This is a genomic window from Sedimentisphaera salicampi (assembly GCF_002117005.1).
In the GTDB taxonomy this organism is placed as follows: domain Bacteria; phylum Planctomycetota; class Phycisphaerae; order Sedimentisphaerales; family Sedimentisphaeraceae; genus Sedimentisphaera; species Sedimentisphaera salicampi.
In genome coordinates this window covers 1880702-1899503 of sequence record NZ_CP021023.1, presented here as the reverse complement: position 1 = coordinate 1899503, position 18802 = coordinate 1880702, and the positions used below count along the sequence as shown (strand labels likewise).

Genomic DNA, 18802 nt, shown 5'->3' with positions numbered 1-18802 from the left:
AGCTTCAAAAAGGGCATTATAAAGGGCAGCGGGATTGGATTTACCTTCTGCCCTTTTTGATTTTGCCTGATAAATATGATTTTAGTTTTTCGTAAAAACTGCCTTGAGCTGAGCTTTTTCGCCGCTTTTGAGCTCAAATTTAAATCCAAGCATTTTTGCCCCTTTGTTTTCTGCGTCGTATTCTCTTGGCCCCTTGGCCGAGTAAATCTCAAGCTTGGGAACGAATGAATCCGAGATCGCCTTGAATTTCAGTTCCTGGCCTTTGCGTTTGAGAATGGCCGAGCTGCCTGAGATTTCAATATCTGCCTTTGTCATAAACGCCCAGCGAACAGTGCGGTCTTTATCGCCTGCAGAGAGGCTGTCTTTTATTACTGCATTTCTGCCAACAAGCTCTGCTTTTCGAATCGCAGATTCAAGCTGGCCTTCATATATCTCGCTGAGGTCGGTTTGTGCTGCAAGCCTGCTGTTTGGCGAGGGCTTGCCAACTGAAGCAAAGCCTTTCACCCGCTGGAGCTTCCCGTCAACCACGAGGGTGTTGTGTGAGTAGTTGTTGAGGCGGAAAATTGTCCATCTCTGACCGTTTTGCGAGCCCTGCCAAAGCTTTATTCCTCTTTTCTCGAGGCCGTGGTAGCTTTGGGAGCCAAGGTCAGCAGCCCATCTTACGCCTTCAGTATCGAGCACAAACGAGCCGGCATCCATATGGGCGTGGTTGGCTGATGGGGTTCCGCCCTTGAGGCCGAGATAGAAATGCTTTGTACGAAATATGGCAATTGGGTTGATCCCTTTGCTGAAATATTCATTTTCGGATGTATTACTGTGGTTTTTGAGCATATCTTCTTCTGCCCACAGCAGGCTGAGAGGGAAAAATCTTCCGTGCGGCGTACCTGAGAAATCGCCTTTGGCGAAATGGGAAATTTCATCGATCTCGTGGTCTGTCCAAGAGGGTTTATCGTATCTGCCGGCAAGCCAGAACGCTGCGGGTGTAAAGTTTCTGCCGCTGCCGCCGTCGGAATAATTGAAGTATCTCCCGCTCAGTCCGGTGGCAAAGCTGTAGAATTCGCCGGTTTTGCTGAAGCCTTCCATCTCCGAGAGCCCGAAATCGGTGCCGAGGGCGGTTTGGAGGGCATCGAGGAAAATAACATTGTAAGACGTGCCGTATTTCCAGTAGCCCGGGCCTTCGGGATAGGAGCCGTTGGGCTCGTAAACCTCCATTGAAGGCGGGATATTTTTAACCGCTCTTTTGATAACCTCTCCCGCAATCTCAGGAGCCCTTTCATAAACAGCAAGCGCCCCGATTGTGAGCCCGCCGTTGCAAACCTGATTCCAGTTCATATTTGCCCTTGCCCACCAGTGCTTTCCTTTCAGCGAGGGCTTAAGGCCTTTTTCAATAATCGCATCTGCTATTATCTTTCGGCTATCTTCGGGCAGGTCGTTATAGAGCCAGTCTAAGCCGAATCCCAGTGCGCAGCTCATCTCGCCTACATCGAGAAAATGTGAAGGATTCCAGCTCTTAAAGCCGGCGGCGTTGAGCATTGCGGCTTCTGCACTTTTGAGGAAGCGCTTCTGGCCAGTAATACGGTAGCACAGGGCAGGATAGAGCACACGCTCGATTGTCTCTCGGGATTTGCTGAGCAGCCTTCGCCCGATTTTCTTTTCCTCCACAGGCCTTAAATCAAGCATATTTTCCGCCTGCCTGAGCGCCCCATGATACATTGCTGAAAGCTCTTTACTCTTCCCCCTGAGCTTATTCAAACGCTCCTGTCTCTGTTTTGTCCAAGTTATTCTGGGGTGGCTTTTTTTGATCTTTTCGCTTATAGAGAAATCATCAACCGCCCCCGCCTGAGCAAAAGAGCAAATCAAAACAGCCGCCGCTGCCAAACGTAATGCAGACATAAGAATCTCCTTAAAAATTTCCTGTTCATTATAATGTACGCAGAAAAGAAAATTATGCAAATTCGCTGAAAGCTTGATTTAAAACATTGGTGGAGATGTAAGGTTTAACAGGCAGTGCCCTTCCGTGTGCCTCTGTAAGCCTCTGGCTTAGTCCGTAAATGCTGCGGCCAATCTGTGATGAACGTCTGCTGTCCACTTATTCCGTCCCGCCTGCGGCGGGCCTACATGCGTGGCTCGGTTTAAATATCTCGTTTCGTGAAATCGCTGCGTAATACTAAAGACAATCAGAGCCGTGCGTGGAGTCCGCCGAAGGCGAAGAGCCTGTCCGCCTTCGGCGGAAAACAAGCGGATAGATTCGGCTTTAAAAAGCTCCACCAAAAAATATTGTCGCACACACGAGGCTTATCTCGGGATGATAGTATTTGACTAATCGTATTCAAATATTACAATCTGCTGTTCTATCGGGGCGTGGCTCAGTTTGGCTAGAGCGTTGCGTTCGGGACGCAAAGGTCGGAGGTTCAAATCCTCTCGCCCCGATTTTATCTGATTACTGCCCATCCAGCTCAATCCGTCGGCACGTTCAGCGATTTTTCAAAGCGGAAGATCTCAATCTTATGCAGTTCAATCTTTTCTTCGAGTCTGAAGTCCTTTTTGAGCTTTTCAACGAGCAGATAATTTGGATCGTAGCTGTGGCAGTAAACCAGCCAAACCCCATCGCTGCCCTCTGATTGGCGATGAATAAGCGGGGCGTTCTCAGGGGTTACAGCGGGGCCTTTGCCCTCAATTTTCTGATCGAGAAGCGGGAATCCTTCCACCTCAGCCTCGCCGGCATAGTAGTAGTTGAAGGCCTTTCTGCAGAAGGCCGGATGGATTATAACTGTCTCTGAAGGACTTGCCTGTGCTGAGATTTCTCCGGCTGCTGCCTTCCAGTTTTCATTGAACGGGCCGATGTAGTAATCAGCCAAAACACCGCTCATCACAATAAAGAGAGCAGCGCCAGCGAAAAGCAGCCGTTTCCCTTCAAGCCGGCTTAGGGCCTTGCCCGCAAGGATGAAAAACGCAAACGAACCTGCAAGTATATAGCGTCCTGAATATACGGGCGCAGCAATGAGAGAGAAAACGTAAGGCAAAATCACCGTCCCAATCAGCCACCAAATGGCAATATGGTCTTTGAGCAGCTCAGGGGCGAAAGCTTTCATACTGCCGGCGGCTTTGTAAACCGCCCAGAGGTACAGCATAAAAAGCCCTGCAAAAACAGCCGCAAGCACGAGGCTTTCTCCCGCAAAGAAATAGGGCGCTGCAAGCAGATGGATTATCCCGGGCCTTTCTAAAACCCCTGTCCCGCCTCCGTATTTGCTTAGCCCCTGAAGCAATACTGCAAACCACGGGATAAACAAGGCAGCGGCAAAAAGCTGGCTTGATATCCAGCCGAAAAGATCTTTTCTTTTCAAGCGCCCCGATCTGCGTGTTTCGATTATGATCTGCGTGAGGGCTGCAAGGTTCTGCGCAGCTATAACGAAGATGCCGTAGTAGTGATTGTATAAAAGCAGGGCGGAGGAAAGCGATAGTCCCAGAAGCGAGGCGAGGTTTCTCTTTTCAATAAGCCGAACGAAAAAGTACATCGAAACGCAGGTTAGAAGCCCCATAAGCGAATAGAATCTTGCCTCCTGCGCCCATTGGATATGGTATGCAGAGACTGCAAACATCCACCCAGCGAATAACGCTGCCTTTCTGCCGGCAAGCTTCAGTGCGGTGAGGTAGAAAAATGAAACAGCGAGCATCCCTGAAAGGGCGGATATGAATCTCAGCGAGAATTCCGAATATCCCGCTATCCCGCACCAGAGCTTTGCGAGGCAGTAGTGAAGGGGCGGGTGGTATTTGAGCTCAAGCAGGCGGGCAAACATATCCTCCCAAGACATCGAAACGCGGTGGAATGTGGCCATTTCATCTATCCAGAAGCTCTCCTGCCCGAGCATAAAGAAGCGAAGAAGCCCCGCTGAGACTGTTAAGAGAACAATATCCCGCCAGATGGGCTTTGATTTGTTTTGCAGAGCCCTCATCCGCAAAATCCCTTCATTGAGCGATGTTTGTAAACGGATTCGAGCTGCATTTCTCCCTCGAGTTTCAGTATGCCCGCTCAATGCCGGCAGCTATGGCTTTTGCCAGTTTGGTTCTGTATGAACTGCTGCTGAGTTTTTTGGCCTCGGCCGGGTTAGACATAAATCCAAGCTCAATGAGCGTGGAGGGTTTGCTGTGTTTCACGAGCACGCGGAAATCCGCCCGCCTAACACCGCGTACGGGAAGGCCTCTGTCTCTGAATTCGTCCTCTAAAGCTGATGCGAGCCTTTTGCTCTGCCCAACAGCCGAGCGGGCTATGAAGAAAGATGCTCCCGAAACGCTTGGCGTTCCGCACCAGTCTGCGTGTATGGAGATAAGGGCGTCTGCGTTGTGCCGCTCTGCAAGGGCGGCTCGGGAATTGAGCTCTATGAAGGTGTCGTCATCGCGGCTCATAACAACCCTCGCCCCTTTCTGTTTGAGATAGTATGCCACTTTCTTAGCTGTATCTAAGTTGATCTGTTTCTCATCCAGCCTTGAAAGCGCCTTGCCGAGGGCGCCGGGGTCTTTGCCCCCGTGTCCGGCATCAATTATGAAGGTTTTGCCCTTGATAGAATCCCCGCCGTAACGAGATGTTCGGGGCTCTTGGTAAGTGTAGTCTGGAGTTCTGTTTTGAATCCTTTCAAGCCGCGAGTCTCTCCCTGTTACCACAGGAGCCTGAGCGCTCGGAGCGCTGCAGCCTGCAAGAAATGCCCCTGCCAGCAGGAATACAAGCCCGCTTAAAATCCGTTTAGCAGCCACGCTTCAATACCTTTCTGATCTTTTTGTTAAGTTTAGAAAGAAAAAGTTTTTCCTGTAAGCTTTTCGAAGCATTCTATATATTTCTCGCTGGTTTTGCTTACAATATCCTCCGGCAGTTCTATACCTTCGCCGGATTTATCAAAATCGACGCTCTCGAGATAGTCTCTCACGAATTGCTTATCAAAGCTTTTCTGAGGTCTTCCGGGCTCGTAATCGTCTCCCGGCCAGAACCTTGAGGAATCAGGCGTGAGCACTTCGTCTATGAGGATAATATCCCCTTCGTATCTGCCCCATTCGAATTTTGTATCGGCAAGTATAATCCCCTTGTCTGCGGCGTATCTGCCGGCTTTCTCGAAGATTTCAATGCTCTTTCTGCTTACGTATTCAGCAGCTTCCTTTCCGATTATCTCCGCGCTTTTCTCAACGGAGATATTTTCGTCGTGCTTGCCGTATTCGGCTTTGGTTGATGGGGTATAGAGCGGTTCGGGCAGCTTCTGGCATTCTTTAAGCCCTTCGGGGAGCCTGTGCCCGCACACCTTACCGCTTTTCTGATAATCCTTCCAGCCTGAGCCGGTGATATAGCCTCTGATGATGCACTCTATCGGGAGAACTTCTGTTTTGCGAACAAGCATACTCCTGCCTTCAAGCTGGTCGGGGTGTTCGTTGAAGGGCTCGGGATAATTGCTCACATCATCGGTTATGAAATGGCTTTCTATATCGTCTTCAAAGAAATCAAACCAGAATTTGGATATCTGCGTGAGAACTGTTCCCTTGCCTGGAATGCCGTTTTTCATCACAACATCAAATGCGCTGATTCTGTCTGTCGCTGCGATAATAAGTTTATTGCCGGCATCGTAGATATCACGAACCTTGCCGCGATGCACCTTGGCACCGGGAATGGATGTTTGAAGTATAGTTTTTGACATAAGCACAAACCCTTCATTAATATATCAGATTTTTCGGAGTATATTATTGAAACAGGGTTGCCGAGTCAATATAAATCCCCTTTTTTCTGCTTGGCGGTGTGAGACAATTTTATTGTGCAAAATGCAAATTATCGTGCTGCAATGCTTTGCAGAATTTATTGCTCTTTATTCACTGAACCAGTCCGCCGCAGGCGGGGAGATTCGGCTTAAAAAAGCTTTGCCAAAAAATATTGTCGCTCACTTGCCTGTTAGAATTCGATTTTTCTTGAACAAAGGCCGTTATAATGCTATATATGGTTAAGTAATGTATTATTTCATCTGCCGTATTAGTATTCGGCGGGAAACAGATTAGGCGAAAAGAGGAGATAAGATGAACGCATTACGCGATAAAAATGCAGGCGTGTCGATTGTTCTTTGCGGTCAGGCAGGTCAGGGTATTCAGACGGTAGAAAAGCTGCTAACCTCAATTCTCAAGGCCTCCGGCTGGAATGTCTTTGCCACGAAGGAGTATATGTCTCGCATCAGAGGCGGCACTAATTCCACTCTCATTCGCGCTGGAGCGGGGCCTGTGCGGTCTTTTATCAACAGGATAGACGTGTTGGCGGCGCTGGATAAAAGCGCAGGCGGGCATCTGGCCAAAAGGATCTCGCCGCACACATTGATAATGGGCGAAAAGGAGGTTCTCGAGGGCTTCGGCGATAAAGGCAGCTTCTTTGAGGCAGGCTTTTCTCAGGCGGCCAAAGACCTCGGCGGTAAGGTGTATGCAAATACGGTGGCCGTGGGGGCTTTGCTAAGGCTTCTTGGCATACCCGCAGAGAAGGGCAAAGAGCCCTTGGAGAAGTTTTTCGCGGGCAAGTCCGATGAGATAATCGAAAAAAACCAGCAGGCACTTAAAAAAGGCTTCGAGATGGCAGAGAAGCCCGCTGAGGATTTCGGGGCAGGGCTGAAACTCTCCGGCGAGCCTGATGTTCAGGGCAAAATGCTCGTGAACGGGGCTCAGGCCGTTGGGCTGGGGGCTCTTGCCGGCGGATGCAATTTCATCTCGTCTTATCCCATGTCTCCCTCAACAGCGGTTCTTGCGTTTCTTGCTCAGCAGGGCGGGCAGTTTGGGCTGCTTGCCGAGCAGGCCGAGGATGAGATTGCGGCGGTTAATATGGCAATCGGGGCGTGGTATGCCGGTGCGAGGGCTATGATCACCACCTCAGGCGGCGGCTTTGCGCTGATGGGCGAGGGCGTCAGCCTTGCGGGGATGATGGAAAGCCCGCTCGTGATGCACGCTGCCCAGAGGCCCGGGCCTGCCACAGGCCTTCCCACCAGAACAGAGCAGGGCGATCTCGAGCTCGCCCTATATTCCGGCCACGGCGAATTCCCGCGTATTATCCTCGCCCCGGGAACGCTGAGCGAGGCCTTCAGTCTTGCGAAAAAGGCCTTCAATCTTGCAGATAAGTATCAGGTGCCTGTGATTATCCTCACAGACCAGTACTTTATGGATTCATACTACAACACAGAAACCTTCAGCCTCGACGGGCTCGATAACAGCCCGCATATCACTGAAACCGATAAGGACTACCTCCGCTACAGGCTCACCGAAAACGGCATTTCCCCCCGAGGCGTTCCGGGCTTCGGCGATGGGCTTGTATGCCAAGACAGCGACGAACACGACGAGCAGGGCAGGATCACAGAAGACCTTGAGCTGAGGGTGAAGATGAACGATAAGCGGCTCAAAAAGCTTGAAGCCGCAAAGGCCGATTACGTGCAGCCTTCGCTTGAGGGCGCAGAAGATTACGAAAATCTTATTATCTGCTGGGGCTCGAACTACAATATCGTGAAAGAGGCGATCGAGCTCTCGGAAAGAGGCGATACGGCAATGCTTCATTTCAGTCAGGTGTATCCAACGCCTGAGGATGCCCTTGCCGCCATAAAAAAGGCCAAGAAAACGGCCGTTCTGGAGAATAACGCCACAGGGCAGTTTGCAAAGCTATTGAAGCTCCAGCTAGATTTCGAGCCCGACGAGAAGATTCTCAAATACGACGGGCTGCCGTTCGCAGCAGATACGCTCTCAGAAAAGATTAACGAGATGTTTTAAGAGGTGAGAAATGAGTGCTGAAAAATTTGATATGGGAAATATAGACATTGCGTGGTGCCCGGGCTGCGGGAACTTTTCAATTTTAGACGTTTTGAAAGACGCCCTTTCCGAACTCGAGATTGCTCCGAAGGATCTGGTTTTGGTTTCCGGTATTGGGCAGGCCGCCAAGATTCCGCATTATCTGAAGACGAACTTCTTCAACGGCCTGCACGGGCGGGCTCTCTCCCCCGCCACAGCGATAAAGGCGAGCAATCCCTCGCTTACTGTGATAGCGGAAAGCGGAGACGGCGATATGTACGGCGAAGGCGGGAATCACTTTATCCATACAATCCGCCGAAATCCGAATATCACGAATATTGTGCACGACAATATGGTGTACGGCCTTACCAAGGGTCAGGCCTCGCCAACCAGCCGGCGCGGCTTCAAAACCGGCGTTCAGATTAACGGCGTCGTGCTTGAGCCGTTCAATCCGCTTGCCGTGGCGATTGGGCTTGATGCCGGTTTCGTCGCCAGAACCAGCATAACAGACAAGGAGCTCACAAAGGATATAATAAAGCAGGCCGTGGAGCATAATGGCTATGCTCTGGTTGATCTGCTTCAGCCTTGCCCGAGCTTCAATAAGGTGAATAATTACAAGTGGTTCAAGGAAAACACCTACCGCTTAGAGGATTCGCACGACCCCTCAGACAGAGACAAGGCCTTCAGCCTCGCATGCAAGAAGGACAAGCTCCCGATGGGCGTGTTGTATAAATCTCAAGAGAAGCCGAGCTTCGAGGAGAATATCTCTGCCGGCCCAGAACCGCTCTATGAAAACCGCCTTGATACCGATAAGCTCGATTCGCTGATCCAGAGCTTCGCATAAAAATATTATTTTCGCTGATTTTTGAAATCTTTTCTGCCTGTAAAGCGTCTAAGCAGTAAAACAAATACTTAACGGTTTATCTATAAAGGCGGAAATATGGCAGTTTTTGATACATTTAGAGCGGGAATGATTGCTTCAGCGATTTTTGCAGGGATTGTCTGTATTGATTCGGTCCTGTCTGCACGTTCAAGCAGTGCAGGGGTAAGGCTTTTTTCTCGAATAGATGCAAACACAGACGGCAAGCTGTCTTCTGAAGAGCTTGATGATTATCCAAGGCTTAAAAGAATTCTTATCAAAGCGGATTCGGACGGAAGCGGCGATCTTACTATTGAAGAGCTGAAAGGGTTTTCGAGAACAAACAGAACCTCTGAGCCTGAAGAAAATAAGCCCGCCTCAAGAGATCAGATAAAAGAGCTGACTGTAAACGGCAAAGAGCGCAGATACCTTGTTCATTTCCCCGAAGGTTACGACAAAGACGCCCCAGCTCCTTTGGTGTTGGCGTTTCACGGAGGCGGCGGGAATCCGCGGAGTATGATAAGGCTCAGCGGGCTCAATTCCAAAGCTGATGAGGAGGGTTTTATAGTCGTCTATCCGTACGGTTCCGGGGTTATGGAGGACCGTTTCCTCACCTTCAACGGCGGGAACTGCTGCGCGTATGCAAAGAATAACGGTATTGACGACGTTGCCTTTGTTGAGGCGATTCTGGAGGATATTCAAGCCCATGCAGCAGTAGATCAGCGCAGAATCTACGCAACGGGCATGTCGAACGGTGCAATAATGTCTTACTATCTCGCCTCTGAGCTTGCCGGAAAGATTGCAGCGATTGCTCCTGTGGCCGGGCCTATGGGAACTCAGGAATGCACGCCTTCCGAGCCGGTTTCAGTGATTCACTTTCATGGGACTGGGGATGAGAATGCCCCATTCGAAGGCGGCTACGGGAAAAAATCAATAAGAAAAAAAGACGCAGCCCCTTTCCATTCTGTGGAGCATTCTATTAACTGCTGGATTGAGGCAAACCAGTGCAGAAATGGACCTGCTGTTACCAATCTCCCTGACAGGGCAGAGGACGGGATGAAAAGCATCAAGAAGGTGTGGGATGACGGAAAAAACGGCTCCGAGGTGGTGCTTGTGGAGATTAAGGGAGGCGGGCATACATGGCCAGGCAGACCGCCTACAACTGCCATTTTGGGCGACTCAACTATGGACATATCCGCAAACGATATGATGTGGGAATTCTTTAAGAAGCACCCTAAGCCTGAAAAGGAAGAGAAAAACGCCGCCAGCAAAACCGCAGGAGAGCCAAAGGTGATGCCGGATACGGATGCCTCAAGGGATGCCAGAGGCAGGGGAAAGATGTTCGAATCTGTTCACGTTCCAGGGCTGACCGATTTCCCTGAAGGGACAAACGGCATAGCTTTCGCAGATTTCGACGGCAACGGATACCTCGATGCCCTTACAGTTACAACGCCTCCATTTATCCTTGCAGAAGAGATGAAAGGCCGTGAAAACCCCCGAGATACTCTGCGCCTGATGATGAATTACGGCAGTTTTGAATTTCGCAGCGAAGAGATTACCCTCAACGGCTCGCCGGCAAAGCCGGATGATTTCGGGCAGGGCTGGAGGGGCAGTCAGGTGCCTGTAGCGGCAGATTTCAACAACGACGGCCTGCTCGATTTTTTCGTTTCCAGACAGTTCCCCGGCATGGGAAACAAGCGCCGCAAAGGGCATAAAGCTGTTGGATGCAGCCTTTTTCTCGCTGAGGGCAGTTATAATACCTTCAAGGATGTATCTGAAAAGCTCAATGTGCTCAATGAACGCGCATACAATCGCCAGCCTTCTCTCGGGGATGTTAATCAGGACGGCTGGATTGATATAGCAGTGGGGGCGGACAACACAACAAACGCATTCGAGGGGATATCCAAGGCCGCTCTCTTTGTTTACCGCCCTGAGGATGGAGATTTCGCTTCAGGACGGTATGAGGATATTGGCGGCTCAGACTTAGCCCCAGATTTCGGAGGCTTTTACAACAATCCGCAGAAGGACAAGGCTGGGCCGAAAGTGAGTCTGCGGGATATCGATAACGACGGGGATCTGGACCTTTTCCAGTCAACCCATGTGCTTATCAATATACATTATAACGCAAGAAATCTCCCGCTTTCTCCCGCCGAATACAGGCAGGGGGTTTTTACATGGCGGAATATGCTTGCCGAAACCGGCGAGCTGCGTTTCGAGAAGTCCGTTGATAATGGTATGGCGGGCGAGGCTCGCCTAAAATATGACAAACAAAAGCAGATTTATGTCCCTGAAAACGCAGAAACCGCCCCGGGGCTGGCATATCTGTTTTTTGCAGATATAAACAACGACTCCTTTCTCGATGCCGCAGCGGTGGACGGTACAGACTTCCTTTACACACCCAAAACCGAAGACACTGCGGCCTGTTTATGGCTGAATGAAGAAGGTTTCTCTTTTCGTAAGGCCTCAGGAGAAACCAGTTTCGATGCGCTGAATCATTCATACAGGTACTGGTACCAGTTTTTTGAAAATGAAATTACGAAAAAGCTGAAATTCACAATCCCAAGGGGTAAGATGAATAAGTCTCAGCCGGGGCTTTCACGCAAAGCGCCGCTTGATTTCCGTCCGTATTACGGCGATTTGGTTTTCGCCGATTTCAATAACGATACGTTTATAGATTTTGTGGCTATAGACAGGCGGGAGGCAAAGCTTCTTGAGCCCAGGGCTATTCTCTTTCTCAATCAAAATGGAGAGAGCTTTGAGCCTCAGCCCACAACGTTCTCCGGCATAGACAGCACAGGAATAGCAGGCGAGGCTGCTGATTTGAACAATGACGGACTCGTTGATTTGTTTATATCAGGCGATCCGGACAACACAGCTCCGGAGGGCAACCCGAGACATCGCTATGAGGATAAGGTGTATCTGAATACAGGTGCCCGCAATTCTAAAGATAATCACTGGCTGCGTCTGCGTTTCAGCGGGATATCCCATGCCGCCCTTATCGGCACACGAATAGAGCTTTTCGAGCCGGAAAACGGCGAAAGGATAGGCACGAGAGGGATATACGCCGAACATTCGTATAAATCCGGAAGTCCGCTTGAGGCACACTTCGGCCTTGGGGAAAATGAGCTGGCAGAGGTTAGGGTTTTTCTGCCTTCGGGCGAGAAATTTACGCTCAGAGAAGTGAAAGCAGATCAGTATCTTGATTTAAATGTCTCAAGCCGCAGCCTTGAGCCTGTAAAGGTAGAGAATAAGGCTGAAACGGCGAGCTAAAATAATCCCTTGCGTGGTTTTATGAATCCAGCTTTTCCTTCAATATTTTCTCGATGCAGTCGAGGAGGATCTTGAAGGCGGCGTGGGGCATTTCGCCGTGGTCGTAGCCTTCGAGTTCGTAGATGCTGGTTTGTTTATGCCCGCAAACCTTCATCATCCGCCACATATATGCGTTTTCCTCGTAGCGGCCGAGCATTTCCAGCTCTCTGTCTCCGGTGATAATCACGTATGGCGGTGCATCCTTCCGCACGTGATAGAGCGGAGACATCTCATCGGCTATCGGCTGCGTGCCGGGAATGCCGCGTTCCTTGCGGACGGTGAAATGGGTGATTGTATGCCCGCTGAAGGGGATCAGGCCGGCGATATCGTTCGCATCGATGCCGAATTCCGCCAGATAGCTCTTATCGAGCCCTGCCATACTGGTGAGATAGCCCCCCGCCGAATGGCCGGAAACGAATATCTGCTCGCGCGAGCCGTTGTATTTCTCGATATTCTCAAACACCCAGGCGATCGACGCAGCGGCATCTTCGATATACACCGGCGATTTCACCTTCGGATGCAGCCTGTAATTCACAGCAGCAACGATAACGCCCTTCTCCTTGAGCTCGTGGGGGATGTATTTGCCTCCGGCGCTGAGCCCGCCGCCGTGAAACCATACCACGCTCGGATAAACGCCCTCCTCATCCGGGTAGTACACATCAAGCCGGCAGCGCTGCTTGATATAGCTGTCTGCCTCGGCCTGCCCCGCACTGCGGTAGAGGATGTCGGTTTCGGTTTTGTAGTTCTCCGCCGCAATCGCTGGAAGCGAGAACAAAACAGCGGCGAGAATGATTGCGAGCTTCGGGGCAGTTTTCATCGAATATCTCCTTGAACCCTTTTTTGCATTCTATTTTGAATTAGGGGTTATATTCTATAAGTCAGAAGCTGTGCATAGTTTTTTAATTAGATTTTTCGTTGGTTTCTCTTTGTTTGGAAGAAAGCTCTTGTTGAAGCTTTAATCTTTCAAGTTTTGCCTGAATAATCTTGTTGTCGGTTCTGATCTTTTTAAGTTGTTTATGATCCTGCTTTTGCTCGATTACGAATAAGTAGATTCCCGTTACGCTTGTAAGTAAGGCGTATAAAATTACAATTATTCCTTCACTATCTCTCAAACCATATTCAAGCAAGGCATAGAGAGTCCATATTAAAAAGACTACGCAGCAGATAAAGTGTATCCAAGACATTGCTGTTTTCATCGTCATTTCTTTCAACTAATAAAGGTTATATGGTTTCTTTATAATACCTGTAAGCAGCTAAATAGTTTTCCATAAGCATGGTATGAGACATGCCAAACGTTATCTATTGCCTAGCACTCTTTATCCCTGCCATCTCACGCCAAAAACCTCAACATGCTATTTGGGAATAGGTTAATATATAGTTTTTTAAAGATTTTTGAAATTTTTGATTTGTGTTACAAACTCCTCCGGCTTATCCGGCGAAACCACAACCGTGCGTTCGGCAAACTTCAAAACAACTGTGCGGCTGTTGTCTGTGGCAAAAGCACGATAGGAGCCGAGAGCTTTATTATAAAATGCGCCGGCGAAACAAAACAGCCCTCCATTACCAAATTTACGTATTGATTTGGCCATTGCCTTAGGCTTAGCCTCTGCTGAAATAAGACCCGTTAAATCTAAGCTTGAATTCCAGCCGAGGCGCTGCACGAGAAGAGCGTCTTCTGTGAGGACATAGCCGCGAATCATAAAAAAGGCCGAAATGATGAGTATCGCAAGCGGCATTGCTGTCATGCTCAATGTCCACGTTGCATCACCTTCGGGGCCTGTAAATATGCCAACAATCGCAATGCCGGCAAGAATCAGAGAAAAAAGCCCTGTCATCCCCTTCAAAGCGCCGCTCCAAGGGGCTCCAAAAACCACAGATGATTCCATAATAACTCCTTCATAATATTTGCTTCATCAGCCAGGCCCCGCCGGCATTTCCCCGCATCGCAGCCTGAACCCTGCTGAATTAGGGCATATTGATAAAAAGGTTTTTGTAGACGCAAAACTAATTGCCATTAATAATGTGTTTTAATTTTTCGCAAAGCTCTTCTATTAAATTAATTACCTCTTCTTCAGTATTTGCATATTTAGTAAATTTTTTATTTTTTATCTCTGTCATTTTTGATTCATTCAATATATCTCTAATTGCATTTGGGATATGAGTACACTCTATAGGCCTGTCTTCATTTTGTATTGAGTTTTCATTTTTAGGTTCAAAAGAAACAAAAGAAATCTTATAACTTTGCCTATCACTACAAAAAGTTATTTTTATCTCAAATTTAATATCCTCAAAAATAAAACCATAAATTTTTGCGTGGGCCCGCCCCAATTCAGTTCTTACATATTCATACTTGCAGTATTCAAACGGCGTAAAATCACGGTTTTCTAAGTATTTTTTAAAAAAGGCATAAGAATATAATTCTGCATGCCAGCTACTAAGACGAGCCTTAGTCAGCAATTGTATATTATAATCCGACTCAATTCTCAAAAAGCCATGGCCACAATAATCTATACAACAAGGGTCCCTAACCAATAATACTTTCCATGGCTTAAGGGTATTACTTTTCAAAGCTGTCTTACATATATCACACAAAGATTTTTCTATATTATCAGCATCAAACATTACATCATCAAACACAGCCTTAACGAGGCCTCTTTCTTCCAAATCATCTTTAGAGCTATAGTTTCGATTATTAGGTAGTCTTAAAAGCCTTTTCCAATTAAAATCTCTAGGGATATTATATTCTCTAGAGTTAGTGCTCAGAAGATTGCGTCTCCATGCACTGGTTTTTATCATATAATCTCCCTTTGTAAGTACAGCTCTTTCCCAAAGATATTTAATAGATTTAGACCCATCTTTAATGCAACTGAATACTGAATTTGCTTTTGACGAATAACTCTTAAATTTGTCTAAAAATCGAGAGTTGAGCTCTTGCCCCCAATTACAATGCCCATTTTCTTCGTAATACTCAGTTATTCCGGCAAACTCTAGAATAAAACCGATTTGCCCTTTGAAATAGTCATGTTTTTCTATAGTGATTATAGCTTCACGCCACTCTTGACTTTTCAGAATCAGAGATGCCTTAACTCTCTCTTCATATTTTTGAAAAATAGAAAAGCCTTCAATAGAATTGTTTATATTGGCTAAATATTTTAATATTTCCTGACCTTTACTTACTAGAAGGTTAATTATTTTTATATCTCTTATATAATCTCCTGAACTATCATATATCGTGTTCTCTGTTAAATTATAGACAACCCTTATCCAATCAGTTAATCCAGTATCATCTTTACCAAATTGAATGAGATAAACATAAAAAGCATAGAACCGTAAATTATCTCGATAAGTAGTTGATCTAGCGATTGCTTTTTCAAAAACATTATCCTCATCATAATAACTGCTATCTTCAAGATAAGTTTTAATCTTATCGTTTCCGCCTTCAAGCAAATCAAATATTGCAATTAGATTTTCAATCAAATCTTTAGTAATACATCCAATCTCTTCATAATAAAAATAGGCCTGATTCTTCTCTGCTAACTCATCGCTACGCAGTTTTCTGATAACCTTTTCGGTATCCTCATTTTTTTTCTTAATTGAAGATAATGCATAATTATTTGTTATAACTGTCTGGATGAAATTCATTATCTCTTTGTCGAATGTATTCGTTTTATTGTTGCGGTATTTCCAAAACAAATCTGACCATCTGGTATCTATCTTATGGGAAAAATATTCATGAGCTCTTACTTTTCGGGATCCTCGATGATAGGTAAGTTCATACTCTGGGAGTTCGTTTGAAAATCTTTTAATACACTGCTCAAATTTGGCCTTGAAGTTTTCAAAATCACTTAGCGGTTCTCCTCTAGAATTCATTTTTATATATAAATCATCGGTGAGCCCTAGTGTTTTTAGGTTGAGAAAGTTAAACGTTATTACTGGTTTATCTTTTGCCAATAACCTATCAAACAAATTTTCGGTATCTTTAAATTTACCGTCAATTGTATCAAGCATCGTAAGCATGGCTTTAACTGTTGGGTCATTATCCCAAGACTCAAAATACCAATGCATATCTTTTATAGTTTTTGACAGTCTGTCCTCGCCTTTCTCTGCGTTAACTTTTCCAAAATCAATATCACATTTAGCTAACGCTGTACAAAACTCGCTTGAACTTGCACGAGTGGCATAACAGAATCTAGACTTGCTATCTGAATCATCAGCAAACATAAATTCTTGAAATTCTTTAAACTTATCTTCTTTGGTTGCTAAGTACCAATGCAGCAAGAATAGTGTAGTAAGCCTTTGTTGACCATCTAAAGGAACAAAACAATCTTCATTATTGCCTGTAATCTCTCCGTACACAAAATCCAAGTCAATATTACTATTACCTGTTACATGCTTATGCAAAACATTTATGAAAGATTCCCTTATGCTTTTGTTAGACGCTCTACCCTGTGCATAATCTCGCTGAATTATTGGTATTTCAATTGAAAGCTTATTTTCTGAGATAAGTTGATAAAAACTTAATTGTTTGCTATGTTCTTTTAAGCTATTATTGATTGTCATTGGTATCTCCTTCAATTGCACTTTTTTCGATAAAACCAGCATCGGCCAATGTTTTTTTGATTGCTTCTAGATACTTCGAGCGGTCCTGTTGCTGCCAGTACATCAAATTATCAAACCTCGAGCTATACGCTTTTATGAACACATTTTTGGTGCAGAGAGGGACAAAAGTACCGCTTGTATCTTTGGATAATATAATCTTTCGTTTCACGGGAAAAGGTGCGTTTTTGTAAGACCTATTGGTGCCAGAATCAAGTAAAGTCAAATTAGAGATCTTATCAATATCTTCAGGTTCTCCAGACTCTTCGGATTTATTGAAGAATCCCATTACATTATTATAAATAGCCGTAAAATCGCTCTCTTTATAATTCAAGGCCTGCTCAATTTGACTTGCAATTTTTTTCTCTTTCTCTGGTAAATTATTAATTGAAGCTTGCTCATTTATTTGGTTATAGCCGATAAAATATTCCAGCACTAATTTTAGCCATTCACGTTGCTGCTTTTCAACAACAGGTTTATCAGATTTGATGGAATGAATATGCTCTAAATCCCACATGCCGTTTTTGTAATAGTCAAATGGAAACCGGCTTGATGACGTTGGATTATTTAATAGCGACTGAATATTGAACAACAATAAAACCTTTCTTATTTCATCATTATTTTCACCATAATCCAAAGAATCTATATCATTAGTGCTCTTTTCTTTAATCTCCCCTACCAGAAACTGTTTGAATTCCGATTTTGATTTCTGAGCAGATTGATTCACTAACTCTGAAACACTGCTTCCTGTAGCAATCAAAAAGCCAATGTAATGATAGAAATCTCTATTATGAAACCAATCTTCAAATCTCTGAAAATATTTTTTTACAGAAAGCCATACCTTATCTATATTTTCTTTATGTAACTGTTTATTGAATTTATCAAAGGTATAAAATTGATCATCCTTATTCAATTTTTTGCTTTTCATTAGGTCAAATATATACTCAATCCTTGTATCATAGTTTTTTGTGCCGTTGTAAATGAAATGCCAGAAATCATCTTTTTGAAGTGAATTTTCTATGTTATCCCATTCTGTAGCAATTTGCAGCCTCTTTAAATCAACATGATCTTGATCCTTACCATCTTCCTTCTGGATTTTACCTAAAAACAAGGCTTTGATCAGTTCAGCATTAGTTAGAGGTATCTTCCCGATGTTGATACGGGTAAAGACATCAATTGCATAATCATTATCTTTACACTCATCGCTAATATCATACCAAATTACCTTTACAGCTTTATGTTCTTTAGAAAGCAAAATGTTGAGGAAAACGTTTTTTTCATTGAAGTCCTTATTCTGAAACCACGAATCAATAGTTTGGTAAGCTTTATTAATATAATAGTAATCTACATTACTATCAGACAACTCAGCATTAATATCCCTAAGATACTCTGCGCTATCTGGTCGTGTTTCGTATTCAAGAGTAAAAAGCGGTTTTTGAAACGCTTCTTCAAGAGAAACCTTAATATGCTCTTTTTCCAAAAAAGACAGAATAATATAAATCGTTGTTAATCTTTGCTGCCCATCCACAACTTCCCATTTGCCCTTATTTTTAGAAACAACTAAGGGCTGCAAACAGTAAAACCCTTCCTTAGGAATACAATCAGCATTAGCTTGAAATTCCCAAATATCATCAAGGAGATTTTCGATCTGCCTTTTTTTCCATCTATAACCACGTTGATATGCAGGGATAAAGAACTCTTCACCTAAAAGACTATGAATTGTCTTTGGTTCTAATTTTAATTTTTGGCACAAAATGGACCTCCTGTATATTATCGAATACAAAATATGAGTTTAATTTATACACTTTGGGTTTTCCGCAATATGCGGTTGTTTTGCGGTTTAGGGGTTTGCGGGCGGCGTTTTGACCCGCCTTCGGCGGATGGATGAAGATGGCGCTGTTAAATATTGGGCTCAGCCACGGCGGCTCAGCAGGTGCGGCAATTTGGGTTTGATTTTCAGGAAATCTTGCCATAATGATATTATTATACTATTTTAACCGGTCGCTTCAAGGAGAAAAAATTTGTGGCGGGTAGCAGAGCTGCAAGTCCGCCTGCGGCGGATAGCCAGTGGCAGAGCTGTAAGTCCGCCTGAGGCGGATTGCTCGTTGCAAAATCATTAGTGAAATCTCAGTGCTGATTAGCGGCTTAAAATCTCATAGCTCAAGAGCTGCGAAAAACAAAAATTTTTCAATTTTTCTTACTCCTTCCCTCGCAGGGTTTTATGTGATTACCGTCATTTATTAAACCCGGATTTTTCGC

General features: G+C 45.6%; 13 protein-coding genes and 1 tRNA gene. 4 read left to right on the top strand and 10 right to left on the bottom strand.

Going from position 1 to position 18802, the window contains the following annotated elements:
* Positions 1-81 precede the first annotated feature (81 nt).
* Positions 82-1893: a heparinase II/III domain-containing protein gene (locus tag STSP1_RS07145; RefSeq protein WP_085755698.1), complete on the bottom strand. Its 1812-nt coding sequence runs from the start codon at positions 1891-1893 to the stop codon at positions 82-84.
* A gap of 52 nt (positions 1894-1945) precedes the next feature.
* Positions 1946-2089, bottom strand: coding sequence for a hypothetical protein (locus tag STSP1_RS12510; protein ID WP_161491663.1), 144 nt, complete (start codon positions 2087-2089; stop codon positions 1946-1948).
* Between the two features lie 266 nt (positions 2090-2355).
* On the opposite strand from STSP1_RS12510, the gene STSP1_RS07140 reads away from it, so the two are divergent.
* Positions 2356-2430 (top strand) — tRNA-Pro (locus tag STSP1_RS07140).
* A 26-nt stretch (positions 2431-2456) separates the two neighbouring features.
* Here STSP1_RS07140 and STSP1_RS07135 read toward each other — a convergent pair.
* The 3 genes from STSP1_RS07135 to STSP1_RS07125 all read right to left on the bottom strand — a co-directional run bounded on the left by STSP1_RS07135 (position 2457) and on the right by STSP1_RS07125 (position 5675).
* Positions 2457-3953, bottom strand: coding sequence for a glycosyltransferase family 39 protein (locus STSP1_RS07135; protein WP_085755697.1), 1497 nt, complete (start codon positions 3951-3953; stop codon positions 2457-2459).
* A gap of 64 nt (positions 3954-4017) precedes the next feature.
* Entirely contained in the window at positions 4018-4749 is a 732-nt protein-coding gene (locus tag STSP1_RS07130) for an N-acetylmuramoyl-L-alanine amidase family protein (protein WP_085755696.1), read from the bottom strand.
* A gap of 32 nt (positions 4750-4781) precedes the next feature.
* Entirely contained in the window at positions 4782-5675 is an 894-nt protein-coding gene (locus tag STSP1_RS07125; RefSeq protein ID WP_085755695.1) for a phosphoribosylaminoimidazolesuccinocarboxamide synthase, read from the bottom strand.
* Positions 5676-6045: 370 nt separating this feature from the next.
* On the opposite strand from STSP1_RS07125, the gene STSP1_RS07115 reads away from it, so the two are divergent.
* From STSP1_RS07115 to STSP1_RS07105, 3 genes are all read left to right on the top strand, one after another.
* On the top strand, positions 6046-7761 hold the full coding sequence (locus tag STSP1_RS07115) for a 2-oxoacid:acceptor oxidoreductase subunit alpha (RefSeq protein ID WP_085755693.1): 1716 nt from the start codon (positions 6046-6048) through the stop codon (positions 7759-7761).
* Between the two features lie 10 nt (positions 7762-7771).
* Positions 7772-8623, top strand: a complete 852-nt coding sequence (locus STSP1_RS07110; protein WP_085755692.1) for a thiamine pyrophosphate-dependent enzyme — start codon at positions 7772-7774, stop codon at positions 8621-8623.
* A 96-nt stretch (positions 8624-8719) separates the two neighbouring features.
* Positions 8720-11908, top strand: a complete 3189-nt coding sequence (locus STSP1_RS07105) for an extracellular catalytic domain type 1 short-chain-length polyhydroxyalkanoate depolymerase (protein ID WP_085755691.1) — start codon at positions 8720-8722, stop codon at positions 11906-11908.
* Positions 11909-11927: 19 nt separating this feature from the next.
* Here STSP1_RS07105 and STSP1_RS07100 read toward each other — a convergent pair whose 3' ends face one another.
* The 5 genes from STSP1_RS07100 to STSP1_RS07080 all read right to left on the bottom strand — a co-directional run bounded on the left by STSP1_RS07100 (position 11928) and on the right by STSP1_RS07080 (position 18296).
* A complete protein-coding gene (locus tag STSP1_RS07100) occupies positions 11928-12764 on the bottom strand; it encodes an alpha/beta hydrolase (protein WP_085755690.1) in 837 nt (278 codons plus the stop codon).
* Between the two features lie 82 nt (positions 12765-12846).
* The gene (locus STSP1_RS07095) at positions 12847-13143 is read right to left on the bottom strand and encodes a hypothetical protein (protein WP_085755689.1); all 297 of its coding nucleotides are present in this window, start codon (positions 13141-13143) and stop codon (positions 12847-12849) included.
* Between the two features lie 186 nt (positions 13144-13329).
* On the bottom strand, positions 13330-13833 hold the full coding sequence (locus tag STSP1_RS07090) for a PH domain-containing protein (protein WP_085755688.1): 504 nt from the start codon (positions 13831-13833) through the stop codon (positions 13330-13332).
* Positions 13834-13951: 118 nt separating this feature from the next.
* Entirely contained in the window at positions 13952-16507 is a 2556-nt protein-coding gene (locus STSP1_RS07085; RefSeq protein WP_161491662.1) for a DUF262 domain-containing protein, read from the bottom strand.
* A complete protein-coding gene (locus tag STSP1_RS07080) occupies positions 16494-18296 on the bottom strand; it encodes a DUF262 domain-containing protein (protein ID WP_226997467.1) in 1803 nt (600 codons plus the stop codon). Before STSP1_RS07080 ends, STSP1_RS07085 begins: the two co-directional genes overlap by 14 nt.
* Positions 18297-18802 lie beyond the last annotated feature (506 nt).